15 protein-coding genes and 1 other RNA gene are annotated in these 15,692 nt (G+C 58.7%); 5 read left to right on the top strand and 11 right to left on the bottom strand.

Annotation, left to right across the window (positions count from 1 at the left end; translation table 11 throughout):
- The first annotated feature begins 1 nt into the window (after position 1).
- Together KGA69_RS10400 and KGA69_RS10395 are read left to right on the top strand one after the other, a co-directional pair.
- On the top strand, positions 2 to 613 hold the full coding sequence (locus KGA69_RS10400) for a DsbA family protein (RefSeq protein ID WP_045392001.1): 612 nt from the start codon (positions 2 to 4) through the stop codon (positions 611 to 613).
- Complete coding sequence (locus KGA69_RS10395; RefSeq protein WP_045392003.1) at positions 603 to 1,106, top strand: protein disulfide oxidoreductase; 504 nt, start codon at positions 603 to 605, stop codon at positions 1,104 to 1,106. The genes KGA69_RS10400 and KGA69_RS10395 overlap by 11 nt, the downstream gene beginning before the upstream one ends.
- A gap of 181 nt (positions 1,107 to 1,287) precedes the next feature.
- Here KGA69_RS10395 and KGA69_RS10390 read toward each other — a convergent pair whose 3' ends face one another.
- The 9 genes from KGA69_RS10390 to KGA69_RS10350 form a co-directional block, all read right to left on the bottom strand.
- Positions 1,288 to 1,590 carry a hypothetical protein gene (locus KGA69_RS10390; protein WP_213293071.1) on the bottom strand — a complete coding sequence of 101 codons (303 nt, stop codon included), beginning with the start codon at positions 1,588 to 1,590 and terminating at the stop codon, positions 1,288 to 1,290.
- A 311-nt stretch (positions 1,591 to 1,901) separates the two neighbouring features.
- Positions 1,902 to 2,645 (bottom strand): SDR family oxidoreductase, encoded by a 744-nt coding sequence (locus tag KGA69_RS10385; RefSeq protein ID WP_213293070.1) that lies wholly within the window; start codon positions 2,643 to 2,645, stop codon positions 1,902 to 1,904.
- Positions 2,646 to 2,705: 60 nt separating this feature from the next.
- Positions 2,706 to 5,579, bottom strand: a complete 2,874-nt coding sequence (gene gcvP / locus KGA69_RS10380; protein WP_213293069.1) for an aminomethyl-transferring glycine dehydrogenase — start codon at positions 5,577 to 5,579, stop codon at positions 2,706 to 2,708.
- 125 nt (positions 5,580 to 5,704) lie between these two features.
- The gene (gene gcvH, locus KGA69_RS10375; RefSeq protein ID WP_023290979.1) at positions 5,705 to 6,094 is read right to left on the bottom strand and encodes a glycine cleavage system protein GcvH; all 390 of its coding nucleotides are present in this window, start codon (positions 6,092 to 6,094) and stop codon (positions 5,705 to 5,707) included.
- A 24-nt stretch (positions 6,095 to 6,118) separates the two neighbouring features.
- A complete protein-coding gene (gene gcvT / locus KGA69_RS10370) occupies positions 6,119 to 7,213 on the bottom strand; it encodes a glycine cleavage system aminomethyltransferase GcvT (protein ID WP_002916480.1) in 1,095 nt (364 codons plus the stop codon).
- 422 nt (positions 7,214 to 7,635) lie between these two features.
- Positions 7,636 to 8,838, bottom strand: a complete 1,203-nt coding sequence (gene ubiI, locus KGA69_RS10365; protein WP_063415669.1) for an FAD-dependent 2-octaprenylphenol hydroxylase — start codon at positions 8,836 to 8,838, stop codon at positions 7,636 to 7,638.
- A 10-nt stretch (positions 8,839 to 8,848) separates the two neighbouring features.
- The gene (ubiH, locus tag KGA69_RS10360) at positions 8,849 to 10,027 is read right to left on the bottom strand and encodes a 2-octaprenyl-6-methoxyphenyl hydroxylase (RefSeq protein ID WP_045392014.1); all 1,179 of its coding nucleotides are present in this window, start codon (positions 10,025 to 10,027) and stop codon (positions 8,849 to 8,851) included.
- Positions 10,024 to 11,340 (bottom strand): Xaa-Pro aminopeptidase, encoded by a 1,317-nt coding sequence (pepP, locus tag KGA69_RS10355; RefSeq protein WP_213293068.1) that lies wholly within the window; start codon positions 11,338 to 11,340, stop codon positions 10,024 to 10,026. Before pepP ends, ubiH begins: the two co-directional genes overlap by 4 nt.
- Positions 11,341 to 11,365: 25 nt before the next feature.
- The gene (locus KGA69_RS10350; RefSeq protein WP_015703432.1) at positions 11,366 to 11,944 is read right to left on the bottom strand and encodes a YecA/YgfB family protein; all 579 of its coding nucleotides are present in this window, start codon (positions 11,942 to 11,944) and stop codon (positions 11,366 to 11,368) included.
- 166 nt (positions 11,945 to 12,110) lie between these two features.
- Here KGA69_RS10350 and zapA point away from each other — a divergent pair, with 166 nt between their 5' ends.
- From zapA to KGA69_RS10335, 3 genes are all read left to right on the top strand, one after another.
- Positions 12,111 to 12,440 carry a cell division protein ZapA gene (gene zapA / locus KGA69_RS10345; RefSeq protein ID WP_004205298.1) on the top strand — a complete coding sequence of 110 codons (330 nt, stop codon included), beginning with the start codon at positions 12,111 to 12,113 and terminating at the stop codon, positions 12,438 to 12,440.
- A gap of 41 nt (positions 12,441 to 12,481) precedes the next feature.
- Positions 12,482 to 12,665, top strand: a non-coding RNA gene (ssrS, locus tag KGA69_RS10340) — 6S RNA.
- Positions 12,666 to 12,764: 99 nt separating this feature from the next.
- Complete coding sequence (locus KGA69_RS10335; protein ID WP_045392020.1) at positions 12,765 to 13,361, top strand: 5-formyltetrahydrofolate cyclo-ligase; 597 nt, start codon at positions 12,765 to 12,767, stop codon at positions 13,359 to 13,361.
- Between the two features lie 86 nt (positions 13,362 to 13,447).
- On the opposite strand, the gene serA is transcribed toward KGA69_RS10335, so the two are convergent.
- Positions 13,448 to 14,680 carry a phosphoglycerate dehydrogenase gene (gene serA, locus KGA69_RS10330; RefSeq protein WP_015369774.1) on the bottom strand — a complete coding sequence of 411 codons (1,233 nt, stop codon included), beginning with the start codon at positions 14,678 to 14,680 and terminating at the stop codon, positions 13,448 to 13,450.
- A 268-nt stretch (positions 14,681 to 14,948) separates the two neighbouring features.
- Entirely contained in the window at positions 14,949 to 15,611 is a 663-nt protein-coding gene (rpiA, locus tag KGA69_RS10325) for a ribose-5-phosphate isomerase RpiA (protein ID WP_045392023.1), read from the bottom strand.
- Positions 15,612 to 15,692 lie beyond the last annotated feature (81 nt).

Here is a 15,692-nt window from a genome sequence, read left to right as displayed (position 1 = left end):
CATGAGAGCTATCACCGCCTTATTACTGCTGTGCGTATCGGCCTTCAGCTTCGCCGCCCCGGAGCAAGAACCGCAATCAAATGGTAATGACCAGTTAGCCCAACTGCTGTTTAACGATCCGAACAGCCCGCGCACCGGCGCGAAAGCGCCGAAGCTCACGATCGTCTCGTTTACCGATTACAACTGCCCTTACTGCAAACAGTTTGATCCGATGCTGGAAAAAATCGTCCACGATAATCCGGACATCCAGCTCATCGTTAAGCTGCTGCCGTTTAAAGGGCAGAGTTCGGTGAATGCCGCTAAAGCCGCGCTCTCCACCTGGCGTCAACAGCCCGATAAGTTCTGGGCGCTGCATCAGCGGCTGATGGCGAAAAAAGGCTATCACGATGACGCCAGCATCGCCGCCGCGCAGAAGAAAACCGCCACCGATAGCGTGAATATTGATGACAAGACCATGGATTCGCTGAAAATGAACCTGATTTTGTCGCAGGTGCTGAATATTCAGGGCACCCCGGCGACCATCATCGGCGATCAGATGGTGGCCGGCGCAATCCCTGCTGATGAGCTGGAGGGGCTGGTGAAAGAACAGCTGGCGAAAGCCCGTGGCCAGTAAAATCAGGCGCTGGCTGCGCGAGCTGGCGGTGTGGCTGCTGATTGGCGCGGCGGTGAGCCTGGCGGTGGATTATTTTCGCCAGCCCGCGCTACCGCAAAACTTCAGCGCCACATCGCTGCAGACACTCGACGGCAGGACGCTGGATCTGAACGCTATGAGCCAGCAAAAGCCGCTGCTGCTGTACGTCTGGGCGACCTGGTGCGGAGTTTGTCGCTATACCACGCCGTCGGTGGCCTCGCTTGCCGCCGACGGCGGCAACGTGCTGACGGTAGCCCTGCGTTCCGGCGATAACGCCACGCTGGAGAAGTGGCTGACCAGGAAGAAAATGGCGCTGCCGACGGTGAATGATCCGAGCGGCCAGCTGGCGCGGCAGTGGGACGTGCAGGTGACGCCAACGCTGGTGTTCATTTCTCAAGGCGAGGTGAAGTCGGTCACCACCGGCTGGACCAGCAGTTGGGGAATGCGCCTGCGGCTGTGGCTGGCCTCCTGGTAGACCGTCGGGTTCCCGGCTCGCATCGTTGGGTAGCCCGGATAAGGCGTAGCCGCCATCCGGGAAGGTTTCCCAGGCAAGCGCAGCGCTCAGCCGGGCTACGGATGCGCATCGTTGGGTAACCCGGATAAGGTGTAGCCGCCATCCGGGAAGGTTTCCCAGGCAAGCGCAGCGCTCAGCCGGGCTACGGATGCGCATCGTTGGGTAACCCGGATAAGGTGTAGCCGCCATCCGGGAAGGTTTCCCCGGCTCGCGCTGCGCTCAATCGGGCTACGGGTACGCATCGTTGGGTAGCCCTGATAAGGTGTAGCCGCCATCCGGGAAGGTTTCCCCGGCAAGCGCTGCGCTCAGCCGGGCTACGGGTACGCATCGTTGGGTAGCCCGGATAAGGCGTAGCCGCCATCCGGGAAGGTTTCCCCAGCTCGCGCTGCGCCGCCGGGCTACGGGTACGCATCGTTGGGTAGCCCGGATAAGGCGTAGCCGCCATCCGGGAAGGTTTCCCCGGCTCGCGCTGCGCTCAGCCGGGCTACGGGTACGCATCGTTGGGTAGCCCGGATAAGGCGTAGCCGCCATCCGGGAAGGTTTCCCAGGCAAGCGCAGCGCTCAGCCGGGCTACGGATGCGCATCGTTGGGTAACCCGGATAAGGTGTAGCCGCCATCCGGGAAGGTTTCCCCGGCTCGCGCTGCGCTCAGCCGGGCTACGGGTACGCATCGTTGGGTAGCCCGGATAAGGCGTAACCGCCATCCGGGAAGGTTACCCGGCAAGCGAAGCGCCGCCGGGCAATAGACATCTACGGGTTATTTACCGCCCGCCAGTTCGAGGAAACTGCCCGTCACATACGACGCTTTGTCGCTCAGCAGCCAGGCAATGGCCTGAGCGACCTCTTCCGGCTGGCCGCCGCGCTGCATCGGTAGCGAACTTTTCACCCTGTCCACGCGTCCCGGTTCGCCGCCGGAGGCGTGCATCTCGGTATAAATCAGCCCCGGACGCACGCCGTTTACCCGAATCCCCTGCGCCGCCACCTCCAGCGCCAGCCCGGTGGTCAGGGTATCTACCGCCCCTTTCGACGCGGCATAGTCAACGTACTCGCCCGGCGCGCCAAGGCGCGACGCCGCCGACGAAACGTTAACTATCGCCCCGCCCTTGCCGCCATGCCGATACGACATGCGCTTTACCGCCTCGCGACAGCAAAGAAAGTATCCGGTGACGTTGGTGGCCAGCACGCGGTTAATACGCTCGGCGCTCAGGCTCTCTACCGTACATTGGGTAAACAGGATCCCGGCATTGTTGACCAACGCCACCAGCGGTTCGCCCATGCGGTCAACCGCCTCAAACATCGCCATCACCTGCGCTTCATCGCTGATATCGGCCCGCAGCGCCGTGGCTTTGCCGCCAGATTCAACAATGGTATTGACCACTTCGGTGGCGGCTTTAATGTTGTGATGATAATTAACCGCGACGGTATACCCTTCCTGCGCCAGCAGCAGCGCCGTCGCCCGGCCTATGCCGCGGCTCGCGCCGCTAATCAGAGCTATCGCCATACCTTCCCTCCAAAAAATAAAGGCGCCGCAGCGCCTTTAAAAGTTTAGCTAATTCACCACTTACTGGTATTCGCTCATCGGGACGCAGGAGCAGAACAGGTTACGGTCGCCATACACGTCATCCAGGCGTTTCACCGTTGGCCAGTACTTGTTGTGCAACCCAGCCGGGAATACCGCCAGCTCGCGGCTGTACGGATGGTTCCACTCGCTTACCAGCTCGCCCTGGGTGTGCGGCGCGTTCACCAGCGGGTTATCTTCCAGCGGCCATTCACCGGCTTTAACGCGATCGATTTCCGCGCGAATCGCCAGCATGGCGTCAATAAAGCGGTCCAGCTCTACCTTGCTTTCCGATTCCGTCGGCTCAACCATCAGCGTCCCGGCAACCGGGAAGGACATGGTCGGCGCATGGAAACCAAAGTCGATCAGGCGCTTAGCAATATCCAGCTCGCTAATGCCGGTCTCTTCTTTCAGCGGACGAATATCGAGAATACATTCGTGCGCCACGCGACCGTCGCGGCCGGTATACAGCACCGGATAAGCATCTTTCAGACAAGTAGCGATATAGTTGGCGTTGAGAATCGCGTTCTGGCTCGCCTGCTTCAGCCCTTCCGCGCCCATCATGCGGATATACATCCAACTGATCGGCAGAATGGAAGCGCTGCCGAACGGCGCGGCGGAAACCGCGCCCTGACGGGTCAGCATGCCTTCAATCTGTACCACGCTGTGGCCCGGTACAAACGGCGCCAGGTGCGCTTTCACGCCGATAGGGCCCATACCCGGGCCGCCGCCGCCGTGCGGAATGCAGAAGGTTTTATGCAGGTTGAGGTGCGAAACGTCTGCGCCGATAAAGCCCGGAGAAGTGATCCCGACCTGGGCGTTCATGTTGGCGCCGTCGAGGTAAACCTGGCCGCCGAACTGGTGCACTATCTCGCATACTTCACGGATGGTCTCTTCATACACGCCGTGGGTCGACGGATAGGTGACCATGATGCAGGAGAGATTCGCCCCTGCCTGCTCTGCTTTTTCACGCAGATCGGCAAGATCGATGTTGCCGTTTTTATCGCAGGCAACCACCACTACCTGCATACCCGCCATCTGCGCGGAAGCCGGGTTGGTGCCGTGCGCGGAGCTTGGGATCAGGCAGATATCGCGATGGCCTTCGTTGCGGCTCTCGTGATAGTGGCGAATCGCCAGCAGGCCAGCATACTCGCCCTGCGCGCCGGAGTTCGGCTGCATACAGACGGCGTCATAGCCGGTCAGTTTCACCAGCCAGTCAGAAAGCTGGGCGATCATCTGATGATAACCTTCCGCCTGCTCGACCGGGCAGAACGGGTGCAGCTCGGCAAATTCCGGCCAGGTGATCGGGATCATTTCCGCCGCGGCGTTCAGTTTCATGGTGCAGGATCCCAGAGGAATCATCGCCTGGTTCAGCGCCAGATCTTTACGCTCCAGCGCGTGCATGTAGCGCATCATCTCGGTTTCGCTATGGTAGCGGTTGAACACCGGATGGGTGAGGATCGCATCGTCGCGCAGCATCGCCGCCGGGATCGAACGGCTATCCAGCGCCACGTCTTTATCCAGGGTATCGATATCCAGACCGTGATCGTCGCCAACGATGGCGCGGAACAGATTCAGCACATCTTCGCGGGTGGTCGCTTCATCGAGCGTAATGCCAACCGCGCCGTGAATATCGCTACGCAGGTTAATCTGCAGCGCTTCGGCACGCGCCAGCACCGCGGCTTTATCCGCCACTTCGACGCAAAGGGTGTCGAAGTAGTGCGCATGGCGCAGCTTCAGCCCTTTCTTCTGCAGGCCGTCGGCCAGAATGTCGGTCAGGCGATGAATGCGGCCAGCGATACGTTTCAGGCCCGCCGGGCCGTGGAAAACCGCGTACAGGCTGGCGATGTTGGCCAGCAGGACCTGCGAGGTACAAATGTTGGAGTTCGCTTTCTCGCGGCGGATGTGCTGCTCGCGAGTCTGCATCGCCATGCGCAGCGCGGTATTACCCGCCGCATCTTTCGATACGCCGATAATACGGCCCGGCATGGAGCGTTTGAATTCATCTTTCGCCGCGAAGAAGGCCGCGTGCGGGCCGCCATAGCCCATCGGCACGCCGAAACGTTGGGCGGAACCGAAGACAATATCGGCGCCCTGCTTGCCCGGCGCCGTCAGCAGCACCAGCGCCATAAAGTCGGCGGCGACGCTGACAATCACTTTGCGCGCTTTCAGCTCGGCGATAAGTTTACTGTAATCGTGGATTTCACCGGTGGTGCCGACCTGCTGCAGCAGCACGCCAAAGACATCCTGGTGATCGAGCACTTTGTCGGCGTCATCGACAATCACGTCGAAGCCGAAAGTTTCCGCGCGGGTGCGAACCACGTCCAGGGTTTGCGGATGGACGTCGGCGGCAACGAAGAAACGGTTGGCGTTCTTCAGTTTACTGACGCGTTTGGCCATCGCCATTGCTTCGGCGGCGGCGGTGGCTTCATCAAGCAGCGAAGCGGAAGCGATATCCAACCCGGTCAGATCCAGAGTGACCTGCTGGAAGTTGAGCAGCGATTCCAGACGGCCCTGGGATACTTCCGGCTGGTAAGGGGTGTAGGCGGTATACCAACCCGGGTTTTCCAGCATGTTGCGCTGAATGACCGGCGGCAGCTGCACGGCGGTGTAACCCATGCCGATGTAAGACTTGAAGCGCTTGTTGCGACCGGCGATCGCCTTCAGCTCCGCCAGCGCGGCGAATTCGGTAGTCGCGTCTCCCACCTGCGGTGGGGTCGCCAGCTGGATATCCTGCGGCACAATCTGGCCAATCAGGGCGTTAAGCGAATCCGCGCCGACGGTCTTCAGCATCTCTTGCTGCTGCTGAGCGTCCGAGCCAATGTGACGTTCAATAAAGGCGTCGCGGTTTTCAAGCTGACTTAAAGTCTGAGTCATGAGCGATGGTTCCTGAAACGTGCGGTGAATGTGTTTTCTCCCTCTCCTTTTGGGAGAGGGCTGGGGTGAGGGTATTATCGGTTCCCCTCACCCTTCCCTCTCCCCACAGGGGAGAGGGTAAAGGCTTACTCGTCTTCTAACAGAGCTTCATAGGCGGTCGCATCCAGCAGCGCGGCAACCTGCGCTTCGTCGCTGGCTTTGATTTTGAAGATCCAGCCGTCGGTATACGGGTCGCTGTTGACCAGTTCCGGAGAGTCGTTCAGCTCTTCGTTGACGGCAACGATTTCACCGCTAATCGGCGCGTAGATATCGGAAGCCGCTTTCACGGATTCGGCAACGGCGCAATCGGCGCCCGCTTCAACGGTGGCGCCCACTTCCGGCAGGTCAACGAAAACCATGTCGCCAAGCAGCTCCTGCGCGTGCTCGGTGATCCCAACGGTATAGGTGCCGTCCGCTTCTTTACGCAGCCACTCGTGTTCTTTGCTGTATTTCAGTTCTGCTGGTACGTTGCTCATCAATTCATCTCCAAAAAAGGGAAATCACACAATGGCTTTGCCATTGCGTACAAAACCAGGTTTAGTCACTTTTACCGGCATTTCACGGTTACGAATTTGCACCACCGCGGTGTCGCCAATCCCGGCCGGCACGCGAGCCAGCGCGATGCTGTAGCCCAGCGTCGGCGAGAAGGTGCCGCTGGTGATAATGCCTTCTTTTTGATTACCGTCGCTATCGGTAAAACGTACCGGCAGGCCGCCGCGCAGGACGCCTTTCTCGGTCATCACCAGGCCAACCAACTGCTCGGTGCCTTTTTCGCGCTGCATTTCCAGCGCTTCGCGGCCGATGAAGTTACGATCGGCGGGCTCCCAGGCGATAGTCCAGCCCATGTTAGCCGCCAGCGGCGAGACGCCTTCGTCCATCTCCTGGCCGTACAGGTTCATCCCGGCTTCCAGGCGCAGGGTGTCGCGCGCGCCAAGACCACACGGCTTAACGCCGGCGTCCAGCAGACCGCGCCAGAAATCCGCCGCCTGCTCGTTCGGCATAGCGATTTCATAACCCGCTTCGCCGGTATAACCGGTGGTGGCGATAAACAGGTCGCCGGCCTGTACGCCGAAGAACGGCTTCATGCCTTCCACGGCCTGGCGCTGAGCGTCGGTGAACAGCGTCGCCGCCTTCGCTTTCGCCTGCGGACCCTGCACCGCGATCAGCGACAGATCGTCGCGAACGGTAATTTCGAGACCGTAAGGTTCGGCTTGTTCGGAAATCCAGGCGAGGTCTTTTTCACGAGTGGCGGAGTTAACAACGAGGCGGAAATAATCTTCAGAAAGGAAATAAACAATCAGGTCATCGATGACGCCAGCGGAAGCGGTTAGCATGCCGGTGTAGAGCGCTTTGCCTGGCGTGGTAAGCTTCGCCACATCGTTTGCCAGCAAATAGCGCAAGAACTCTCTGATCCGGCTGCCGTGGAAATCGACGATGGTCATATGCGACACATCGAACATCCCTGCATCGCCGCGCACCGCGTGGTGCTCATCAATCTGGGACCCGTAATGCAGCGGCATCATCCAGCCATGGAAATCCACCATGCGAGCGCCGCACAGCGTGTGTTGTTCATACAACGGAGTCTGTTGAGCCATCTTTTCCTCATCGAATAAAACGGAACCAGCCACGATATTGTCGGCGATTTTGCGCCACGAAATCCGGCGACGGCACCGCTTACGGACGCCGACGCAAACGTTCTCTTTTGCCTGAACTTACCACCGAACCCGGTGCTAAACCATAAGGTAAATCAGGACATCACATTAGCTTATGACCAAAGCGCGCCGAAAAGCCTACAGAGTTATTGACTGGAAAAAAGCGATTTATGCCACATAAAATTAACATAATGAGTAAACCAGTCAGGTGATGATGGTGTTTTATGCGATTTTATGGGCCTAATTTCTTTAACAAAAAAAAGAGCGCATTAATAAAACTAATGCGAAAAAAGAGGTGAAATTAGAATATTTCAAATGAGGGAGAAAACCCGGCGCGCAGGCCGGGTAAAAGAAGTGTGACGGGGTTAACGTAACCAGGCGGGGAGATCGTTGAGGCCCATCGCCTGACGAATCAGCTGCGGTTTTACGCCAGGCAGCGAATCGGCCAGTTTGAGCCCCATGTCGCGGAGGAATTTCTTCGCCGGATGGCTGCCGGAGAACATTTCGCGGAATCCCTGCATACCCGCCAGCATCAGCGCGGCGCTATGCTTGCGGCTGCGCTCATAGCGGCGCAGGTACAAATGCTGACCGATATCTTTACCCTGCGCGTGCAGGCGCTTCAGCTCGTCGATAAGCTCGGCGGCGTCCATAAAGCCAAGGTTCACCCCCTGCCCGGCCAGCGGATGAATAGTGTGGGCGGCATCGCCAACCAGCGCCAGACGATGGGCGGCGAACTGACGCGCGTAGCGTCCGGTCAGCGGGAAAACCTGCCGTTCGCTTTCAAGCTGGCAAAGGCCAAGGCGATTATCAAAAGCGATGTTCAGCGCCTGATTAAACGCGGCTGCATCGACCTGCTGCATCCGCTGCGCCTCTTCCGGCGACAGCGACCAGACGATCGAGCACAGATGCGGATCGCTAAGCGGCAGGAAGGCCAGAATGCCTTCACCGTGGAACGCCTGACGCGCCACCGCCTGATGCGGCTCGGAGGTACGTATCGTCGCCACCAGCGCATGATGGCGATAGTCCCAGAAGGTCAGCGGAATATCGGCTTTATTGCGCAGCCACGAATTGGCGCCATCGGCGCCAACCACCAGCCGCGCGGTCAACATGCTGCCGTCCTGCAGGCTCAGGAAGGCTTCGTTTTCGCCCCACGCCACCTGCTGCAGCTGCGCGGGCGCCAGCAGGGTGACGTCAGCGCAGCGCTGCGCTTTTTGCCACAGCGCGTGATGCACCACGGCATTTTCAATAATATGGCCCAGATGGCTAAAGCCCATGCTCTGGTCATCGAAGCTAATGCGGCCAAAGCTATCTTTGTCCCACACTTCCATGCCGTGATAGCAACTGGCGCGCTGGGAGATGATCTCACTCCAGACATCCAGTTTAGTCAGCAGCTTTTCGCTGGCGGCATTGATTGCCGAAACGCGCAGCGCCGGCGGCGCATCGGCGTCAAGAGGCTGCGGCGCCGCTTGTTCCAGCACCGCGACGCGCAGGCCGCTGCCCTGTAAACCACAGGCCACCGCCAGTCCCACCATTCCGCCGCCAACAATGGCAACATCAACACTTTGCACGTTCTACTCCTTAACGGGGAACCCAACCGAGGGTACGCTGCGCCAGCGCATCGCGCGCCGGGGTAAATAATTCCATCGCCATCAGCCCGACGTTGCGCCCCGCCACCAGCGGCGCCCAACGGTTGGCAAAGAGATGCACCAGCCCATCGGTCACGCCGATGGTGGCGGCTTTATCATCCGCTCGCCGCGCCTGGTAGCGACACAGCAGAGAATAATTGCCCACATCCTCGCCGACCGCGTGGGCGTCGGCAAGCAGTTCAGCCAGGCTCATCACGTCGCGCAGGCCGAGATTAAAGCCCTGCCCGGCGATCGGGTGCAATGTCTGCGCCGCATTGCCGACCAGCGCCAGACGGTGCGACACCGAACGGATAGCGGTAGTTAACGCCAGCGGATAGACGCTACGCTTACCGGCATGGGTAATGCGCCCCAGCCGCCAGCCGAACGCCTGCTGTAATTGCTGGCAAAAACGTTCGTCAGACCAGCTCAGCACCTCGTCGCGCCGCGACTGCGGATGGCACCACACCAGCGAACAGCGCCCTTGCGACATCGGCAGCATCGCCAGCGGACCATGCTCGGTAAAGCGCTCGAAGGCGCGGCCTTCGTGCGGCAACGCGGTGCTAACGTTGGCGATAATCGCCAGTTGCTCATAGGGCTGCTGCTGCCAGCTAATGCCGCAGCGCGCGCCCAGCGACGAACGCGAACCATCTGCCGCCACCAGCAGCTTACCGTTGATGGTTTCGCCGCTATCAAGGGTGAGGCTGACGCTGTCCTGGCTGCGGTTGACCGCTTCCACTTTCGCCGGACAGTGCAGGGTGACGCCCGGCGCCTCGCGCAGCAGGCTAAACAGCCGCTGGCCGACATCGTGGAGTTCAACCACCTGCCCCAGCGCCGACAGGCCGTAATCGGCCGCCGCCAGGTTTACAAAACCAGCATGGCCGCGGTCGCTGACGTGTACCCGCTGGATAGGCGTCGCTCGTTTAGCAAGGTTCTGCCAGATACCGATGCGCGCCAGCTGCTGGCAGGTGCCCGCAGCGAGGGCGATCGCCCGATCGTCAAAACCTGGGTGCCGTGACGACGCCGGATCCTGCGCTTCAATCAGATGAACCGGCAGCGCACCGCCGGTCAAACGGGAGATGGCCAGCGCGAGCGTCGCGCCGGTCATCCCGCCGCCGACAATCAGCACGCTCATGACTGGCGCGCCGCCGCCATCAGCGCCTCGATCTCATCCGCCTTCTTCACCACGCTGGCGGTGAGATTTTCGTTGCCATCTTCGGTAATCACGATGTCATCTTCAATACGAATGCCGATGCCGCGATACTGCGCCGGTACGTCGGCGTCGGCGGCGATATACAGCCCCGGCTCGACGGTCAGCACCATTCCCGGTTCCAGCACGCGCGAACGGTCGGTGTCGTAATTACCGACATCGTGCACATCCAGACCCAACCAGTGGCTCAGGCCATGCATAAAGTACGGGCGGTGGGCGTTGTTGGCGATAAGCTCGTCAATCTCGCCTTTCAGGATCCCCAGCCGCATCAGGCCGGTAATCATAATGCGCACCACTTCCTGATTGACCTCATAAATGGAGGTACCCGGACGATACAGCTCCAGCGCGGTTTCCAACGATTCCAGCACGATGTCGTAGATTTCACGCTGCGGTTTAGTGAATTTACCGTTAACCGGGAAGGTACGGGTGATATCGCCCGCATAGCCGCGGTATTCACAGCCGGCGTCAATCAGCACTAAATCGCCATCACGCAGTTCGGATTCGTTTTCGGTGTAGTGCAGGATGCAGGCGTTTTCGCCGCCGCCAACGATGGTGTTATAAGACGGGAAACGCGCGCCGTGGCGGTTGAATTCGTGGAGAATTTCGCCTTCCAGCTGATATTCGAACATCCCCGGGCGGCATTTTTCCATCGCCCGGGTATGGGCAAGGGCGGAAATTTCGCCGGCCCGGCGCATTACTTCCAGCTCTTCCGCGGATTTAAACAGGCGCATTTCATGCACCACAGGCCGCCAGTCGATGACGGAGTTCGGTGCCTGCAGGTTCTGACGTGAACCTTTACGCAGTTTTTCGAGGGCGTTAAACACAATTTCATCGGCATAGGCATATTCGCCCTGGGCAAAATAGATAGCGTCCAGGCCGTTGAGCAGTTGATACAGCTGCTGGTTGATTTCGCTAAACGCCAGCGCGCGATCGACGCCGAGTTTGCCCGGCGCGGCATCCTGCCCCAGACGGCGGCCAAACCAGATTTCCGCCGTCAGATCGCGAACGCGGTTAAACAGCACGCTATGGTTGTGCGTTTCATCGCTTTTGATCAGCACCAGCAGCGCTTCCGGTTCATTGAAGCCGGTGAAGTACCAAAAATCGCTGTTCTGCCGGTAGGGATATTCCGAATCTGCGCTGCGTACCGCTTCCGGCGCGGCAAAAATCAGCGCCGCGCTGCCCGGCTGCATCTGCGCCAATAATGCCTGGCGACGAGAAAGAAACTCCTGCTGTGTCATGACGCCCCCTGAATGTCGTTTTTATTTAGTGTAACGTTGGCTTGCGTACTTCCGGTGCGGTTGGCTGTTGGCGCGCGAAGGTATCGTGGCACAGTAACGCGGCGACGCGTACGTACTCGATAATCTCTTCGAGAGACATCTCCAGCTCTTCCTGGTCTTCATCTTCGTCGTAGCCGAGTTGCGCAATGTTACGCAGATCGTCGATGGCTTCGCCGGTCTCATCCTTCACTTTATCCAGCTTCGGCTGGGTCACGCCAAGGCCGAGCAGGAAATGGTTAACCCAGCCCGCCAGCGCGTCGGCGCGGTCGAAAACGCTGACGTTGTCGCCTTCCGGCATATACAGCTGGAACAGAAAACCGTCATCTTCCAGCGAGTCGCTGGTGGCGGAATGCATGCTACGCAGCGCCTGGGCCAGTTCATGACCAAAGGCAAGGCCTTCGTTGGTCAGGTCATGCACCAGCGGCTGCCAGCTGCTGTCGGTGTTGCCGCCGCAGAGGATGCCGCTTATCAAACCGTGCATTTCGGCCGGGGTTAATCCCACCCCTTGTTGGTTCAGTAACTGGTCTACATCGTTGTAACCAGGCATTTCGTTCTGTATAGACATGCGCATTCGTCATCGTTGGGAGGAATATTCATGATATGCTACCACTTTGGACCCTGGTGAACCAGAAAAGGGCTTGTGTCCCCGCACCAGGGTAGCTATAGTGTCGCCCCTTCGCAGAACCGGGCTCGGATGTGAAGGCAGCGCAGTCAATCAGCAGGAAGGTGGCATGTCTGCACAACCCGTAGATCTCCAAATTTTTGGCCGTTCACTGCGAGTGAATTGCCCGCCTGAACAAAGGGATGCCCTGAATCAGGCAGCTGAAGACCTTAATCAGCGGTTGCAAGATTTAAAAGAACGCACTAGAGTCACAAATACTGAGCAGCTGGTCTTCATCGCCGCGTTGAACATCAGCTATGAGTTGACTCAGGAAAAAGCGAAGACCCGCGACTACGCCTCCAGTATGGAACAGCGCATTCGCATGCTTCAGCAGACCATCGAACAGGCATTGCTTGAGCAAGGTCGCATAAGCGAAAGACCGGGGTCGAAGTTTGAATAACACTTTGTCGTTAACTGTGTTAGAGTAATCGCAAGAACAAAATTTCTCTGAGATGTTTGCAAGCGGGCCAGTCCCCTGAGCCGATATTTCATACCACAAGAATGTGGCGCTCCACGGTTGGTGAGCATGCTCGGTTCGCCCGAGAAGCCTTAAAACTGTGACGACGCATTCACCTTGAACCAAGGGTTCAAGGGTTACAGCCTGCGGCGGCATCTCGGAGATTCCCTTCTTAAGTTCGCATTATCCCCTCAACGTTGTTTTCGGCCTGTGCCGCCCTGTATTACACTTTCCCGTATCGTTTCGCCTGCTCGTAATGAGACCAGCATGACTATACAGCCCGATATCCCGCTCTCCAGACAGCAAATTCGCCAGCAGATCCGCGAGCGTAGACGCGCGCTTAGCGCCGAACAGCAGCAGCGCTTCGCCCTGCAGGCCGCTGAGCGAATGATGGCGTATCCGCCCGTCGTTCTCGCTCATACCGTGGCGCTGTTCCTCTCCTTCGACGGCGAGCTGGACACCCAACCGCTGATCGAGCAATTGTGGCGGGCGGGCAAGCGGGTTTATCTGCCGGTACTGCATCCGTTTAGCCCCGGTAATCTGCTGTTTTTGCATTACCATCCGCAAAGCCAGCTGATTTTCAATCGCCTGAAGATTTACGAACCAAAGCTCGACGTGCGCGACGTCCTGCCGCTTGCCGAGCTCGATGTGCTGATTACCCCGCTGGTCGCCTTCGATGCCAGCGGTCAACGTCTGGGGATGGGCGGCGGCTTCTACGATCGTACCTTACAGAACTGGCGGCAGTATCGCCTGCAGCCGGTAGGCTACGCCCACGACTGCCAGCAGGTGGATACCCTGCCGAGCGAACAGTGGGATGTCCCGCTGCCGGCGGTGATTACGCCAGGCAAAACCTGGCGCTGGTAGAGTGTTGTGCGGGTTCGAGAATTACGCCAGGAAGGCGTTAAAAAAATACGGGCAGGTATGCGACCTGCCCGTGAGGCAACAACAAATTAGTACAGCAGACGGGCGCGGATGGTGCCCGGGATCGCTTTCATCGCCAGCAGCGCCTGCTGCGCGACGTCGCCGTCGGCTTCGATATCAATCACCACGTAACCCATCTGCGGGGTGGTCTGCAGATACTGGGCGGCGATGTTGATGTTCTGCGCGGCGAAAATTTGGTTAAGCGCCGTCAGGATGCCTGGGCGGTTTTCATGAATATGCAGCAGACGGCGCCCGCCGTGCAGCGGCAGAGAAACCTCCGGGAAGTTCACCGCCGACAGCGTAGAACCGTTATCGGAATACTTCGCCAGCTTGCCAGCCACTTCCAGACCAATGTTTTCCTGCGCTTCCTGAGTTGAGCCGCCGATATGCGGCGTCAGGATCACGTTATCGAATTCGCATAGCGGAGAGTTAAACGGATCGCTGTTGGTCGCCGGCTCCGTCGGGAAGACGTCAATGGCCGCACCGGCCAGGTGCTTACGCGACAGCGCATCGCACAGCGCCGGGATATCCACCACCGTGCCGCGAGAGGCGTTGATCAGCAGCGCGCCCGGTTTCATCAGCGCCAGCTCTTCCGGGCCCATCATGTTTTTGGTGGAGGCGTTTTCCGGCACGTGCAGACTAACGACATCGCTCATGTTCAGCAGGTCGGAGAGGTGCTGAACCTGCGTGGCGTTGCCCAGCGGCAGTTTGTTTTCGATATCATAAAAATAGACGTGCATCCCCAGCGATTCCGCCAGAATGCCGAGCTGGGTGCCGATATGGCCGTAACCGATAATCCCCAGTTTTTTGCCGCGCGCTTCAAAGCTGCCTACCGCCTGCTTATTCCACACGCCGCGATGCGCCTTGGCGTTAGCTTCCGGCACGCCGCGCAGCATCAGCAGCAGCTCGCCGATGACCAGCTCAGCCACCGAACGGGTGTTCGAGAACGGGGCGTTAAATACCGGGATACCGCGCTTCGCCGCCGCATCCAGATCGACCTGGTTGGTGCCGATACAGAAGCAGCCCACCGCCACCAGTTTTTCCGCCGCGGCGAAGATCTCTTCAGTCAGATGAGTACGGGAACGCAGGCCGATAAAATGGGCATCACGGATCGACGCTTTCAGCTCTTCAGTATCCAGCGCGCCTTTGTGAAATTCGATGTTGGTGTAACCTGCCGCACGAAGGTTATCGATTGCTTTCTGATGCACGCCTTCAACTAGCAGAAATTTAATCTTGTCTTTTTCCAGTGATACCTTAGCCATTTCCCCGTCCTGTTTTTATTGGTACTGATGTCGTGCTGAACAAAAACTCTTCCAGCAACATATCAAAAAAAACTATCGCGGCAATATGAACGTTTGCCTCGCCGACCTGAAGAAATATCACGTTGAAGCAAAAGACAGGACAAAACACCAGAAAGAGAATAGATGGCAGATTGTTACTCAGAAAGGTTACGTAAATGTGACACAAGTCACCAAATTAAGGCCATAGAAAAAAATTTAGGGGGAAGCGCGAAACTTCCCCCCGATCGTCTTATTTACTGACGATGGTCTTCACGCCGTCGGCGGTACCGATCAGCGCCACGTCGGCGCCGCGGTTGGCGAACAAGCCGACGGTCACCACGCCCGGGATACCGTTAATGGCGTTTTCCAGCGCGATAGCGTCCAGGATTTCCAGGCCGTGTACATCGAGGATCACGTTGCCGTTATCCGTCACCACGCCCTGACGATATTCCGGGCGGCCGCCCAGCTTCACCAGCTGACGCGCGACGGCGCTGCGCGCCATCGGGATCACTTCCACCGGCAGCGGGAAGTTGCCGAGGATATCAACCTGCTTGGAGGCGTCGGCGATGCAGATAAACTTATCGGCAACCGAGGCGATGATCTTTTCGCGGGTCAGCGCCGCACCGCCGCCTTTGATCATCTGCATGTGGCCGTTAATTTCATCCGCGCCGTCAACGTAGATGCCCAGGCGGTCGACGGAGTTAAGGTCGAATACCGGGATACCGAGGCTTTTTAGCTTCTCGGTAGAGGCGTCGGAGCTGGATACCGCGCCTTCAATCTGCCCTTTCATGGTTCCCAGCGCATCAATAAAATGCGCCGCCGTGGAGCCGGTGCCGACACCCACAATGGTGCCCGGTTGTACATATTGCAGCGCTGCCCAGCCGACTGCTTTTTTCAGTTCATCCTGCGTCATGATTATCGTCCGAGATGTGAATACTTACCGCGCATTATAGAACATCGACGGATGAAATGTCCCTGCGATGGCGATCACACA

Source organism: Klebsiella sp. A52 (assembly GCF_018388785.1).
Taxonomy (GTDB): domain Bacteria; phylum Pseudomonadota; class Gammaproteobacteria; order Enterobacterales; family Enterobacteriaceae; genus Klebsiella; species Klebsiella aerogenes.
This window is presented reverse-complemented; position numbering and strand designations above follow the sequence as displayed.

Bases quoted from the DNA above. Each gene is read 5' to 3' on its own strand.
- KGA69_RS10400 (WP_045392001.1), top strand. From the start codon at position 2: ATGAGAGCTATCACCGCCTTATTACTGCTGTGCGTATCGGCCTTCAGC.
- KGA69_RS10390 (WP_213293071.1), bottom strand. From the start codon at position 1,590: ATGGCGGCTACGCCTTATCCGGGCTACCCAACGATGCGTACCCGTAGC.
- KGA69_RS10385 (WP_213293070.1), bottom strand. From the start codon at position 2,645: ATGGCGATAGCTCTGATTAGCGGCGCGAGCCGCGGCATAGGCCGGGCG.
- gcvP (WP_213293069.1), bottom strand. From the start codon at position 5,579: ATGACTCAGACTTTAAGTCAGCTTGAAAACCGCGACGCCTTTATTGAA.
- gcvH (WP_023290979.1), bottom strand. From the start codon at position 6,094: ATGAGCAACGTACCAGCAGAACTGAAATACAGCAAAGAACACGAGTGG.
- gcvT (WP_002916480.1), bottom strand. From the start codon at position 7,213: ATGGCTCAACAGACTCCGTTGTATGAACAACACACGCTGTGCGGCGCT.
- ubiH (WP_045392014.1), bottom strand. From the start codon at position 10,027: ATGAGCGTGCTGATTGTCGGCGGCGGGATGACCGGCGCGACGCTCGCG.
- pepP (WP_213293068.1), bottom strand. From the start codon at position 11,340: ATGACACAGCAGGAGTTTCTTTCTCGTCGCCAGGCATTATTGGCGCAG.
- KGA69_RS10350 (WP_015703432.1), bottom strand. From the start codon at position 11,944: ATGTCTATACAGAACGAAATGCCTGGTTACAACGATGTAGACCAGTTA.
- zapA (WP_004205298.1), top strand. From the start codon at position 12,111: ATGTCTGCACAACCCGTAGATCTCCAAATTTTTGGCCGTTCACTGCGA.
- KGA69_RS10335 (WP_045392020.1), top strand. From the start codon at position 12,765: ATGACTATACAGCCCGATATCCCGCTCTCCAGACAGCAAATTCGCCAG.
- serA (WP_015369774.1), bottom strand. From the start codon at position 14,680: ATGGCTAAGGTATCACTGGAAAAAGACAAGATTAAATTTCTGCTAGTT.
- rpiA (WP_045392023.1), bottom strand. From the start codon at position 15,611: ATGACGCAGGATGAACTGAAAAAAGCAGTCGGCTGGGCAGCGCTGCAA.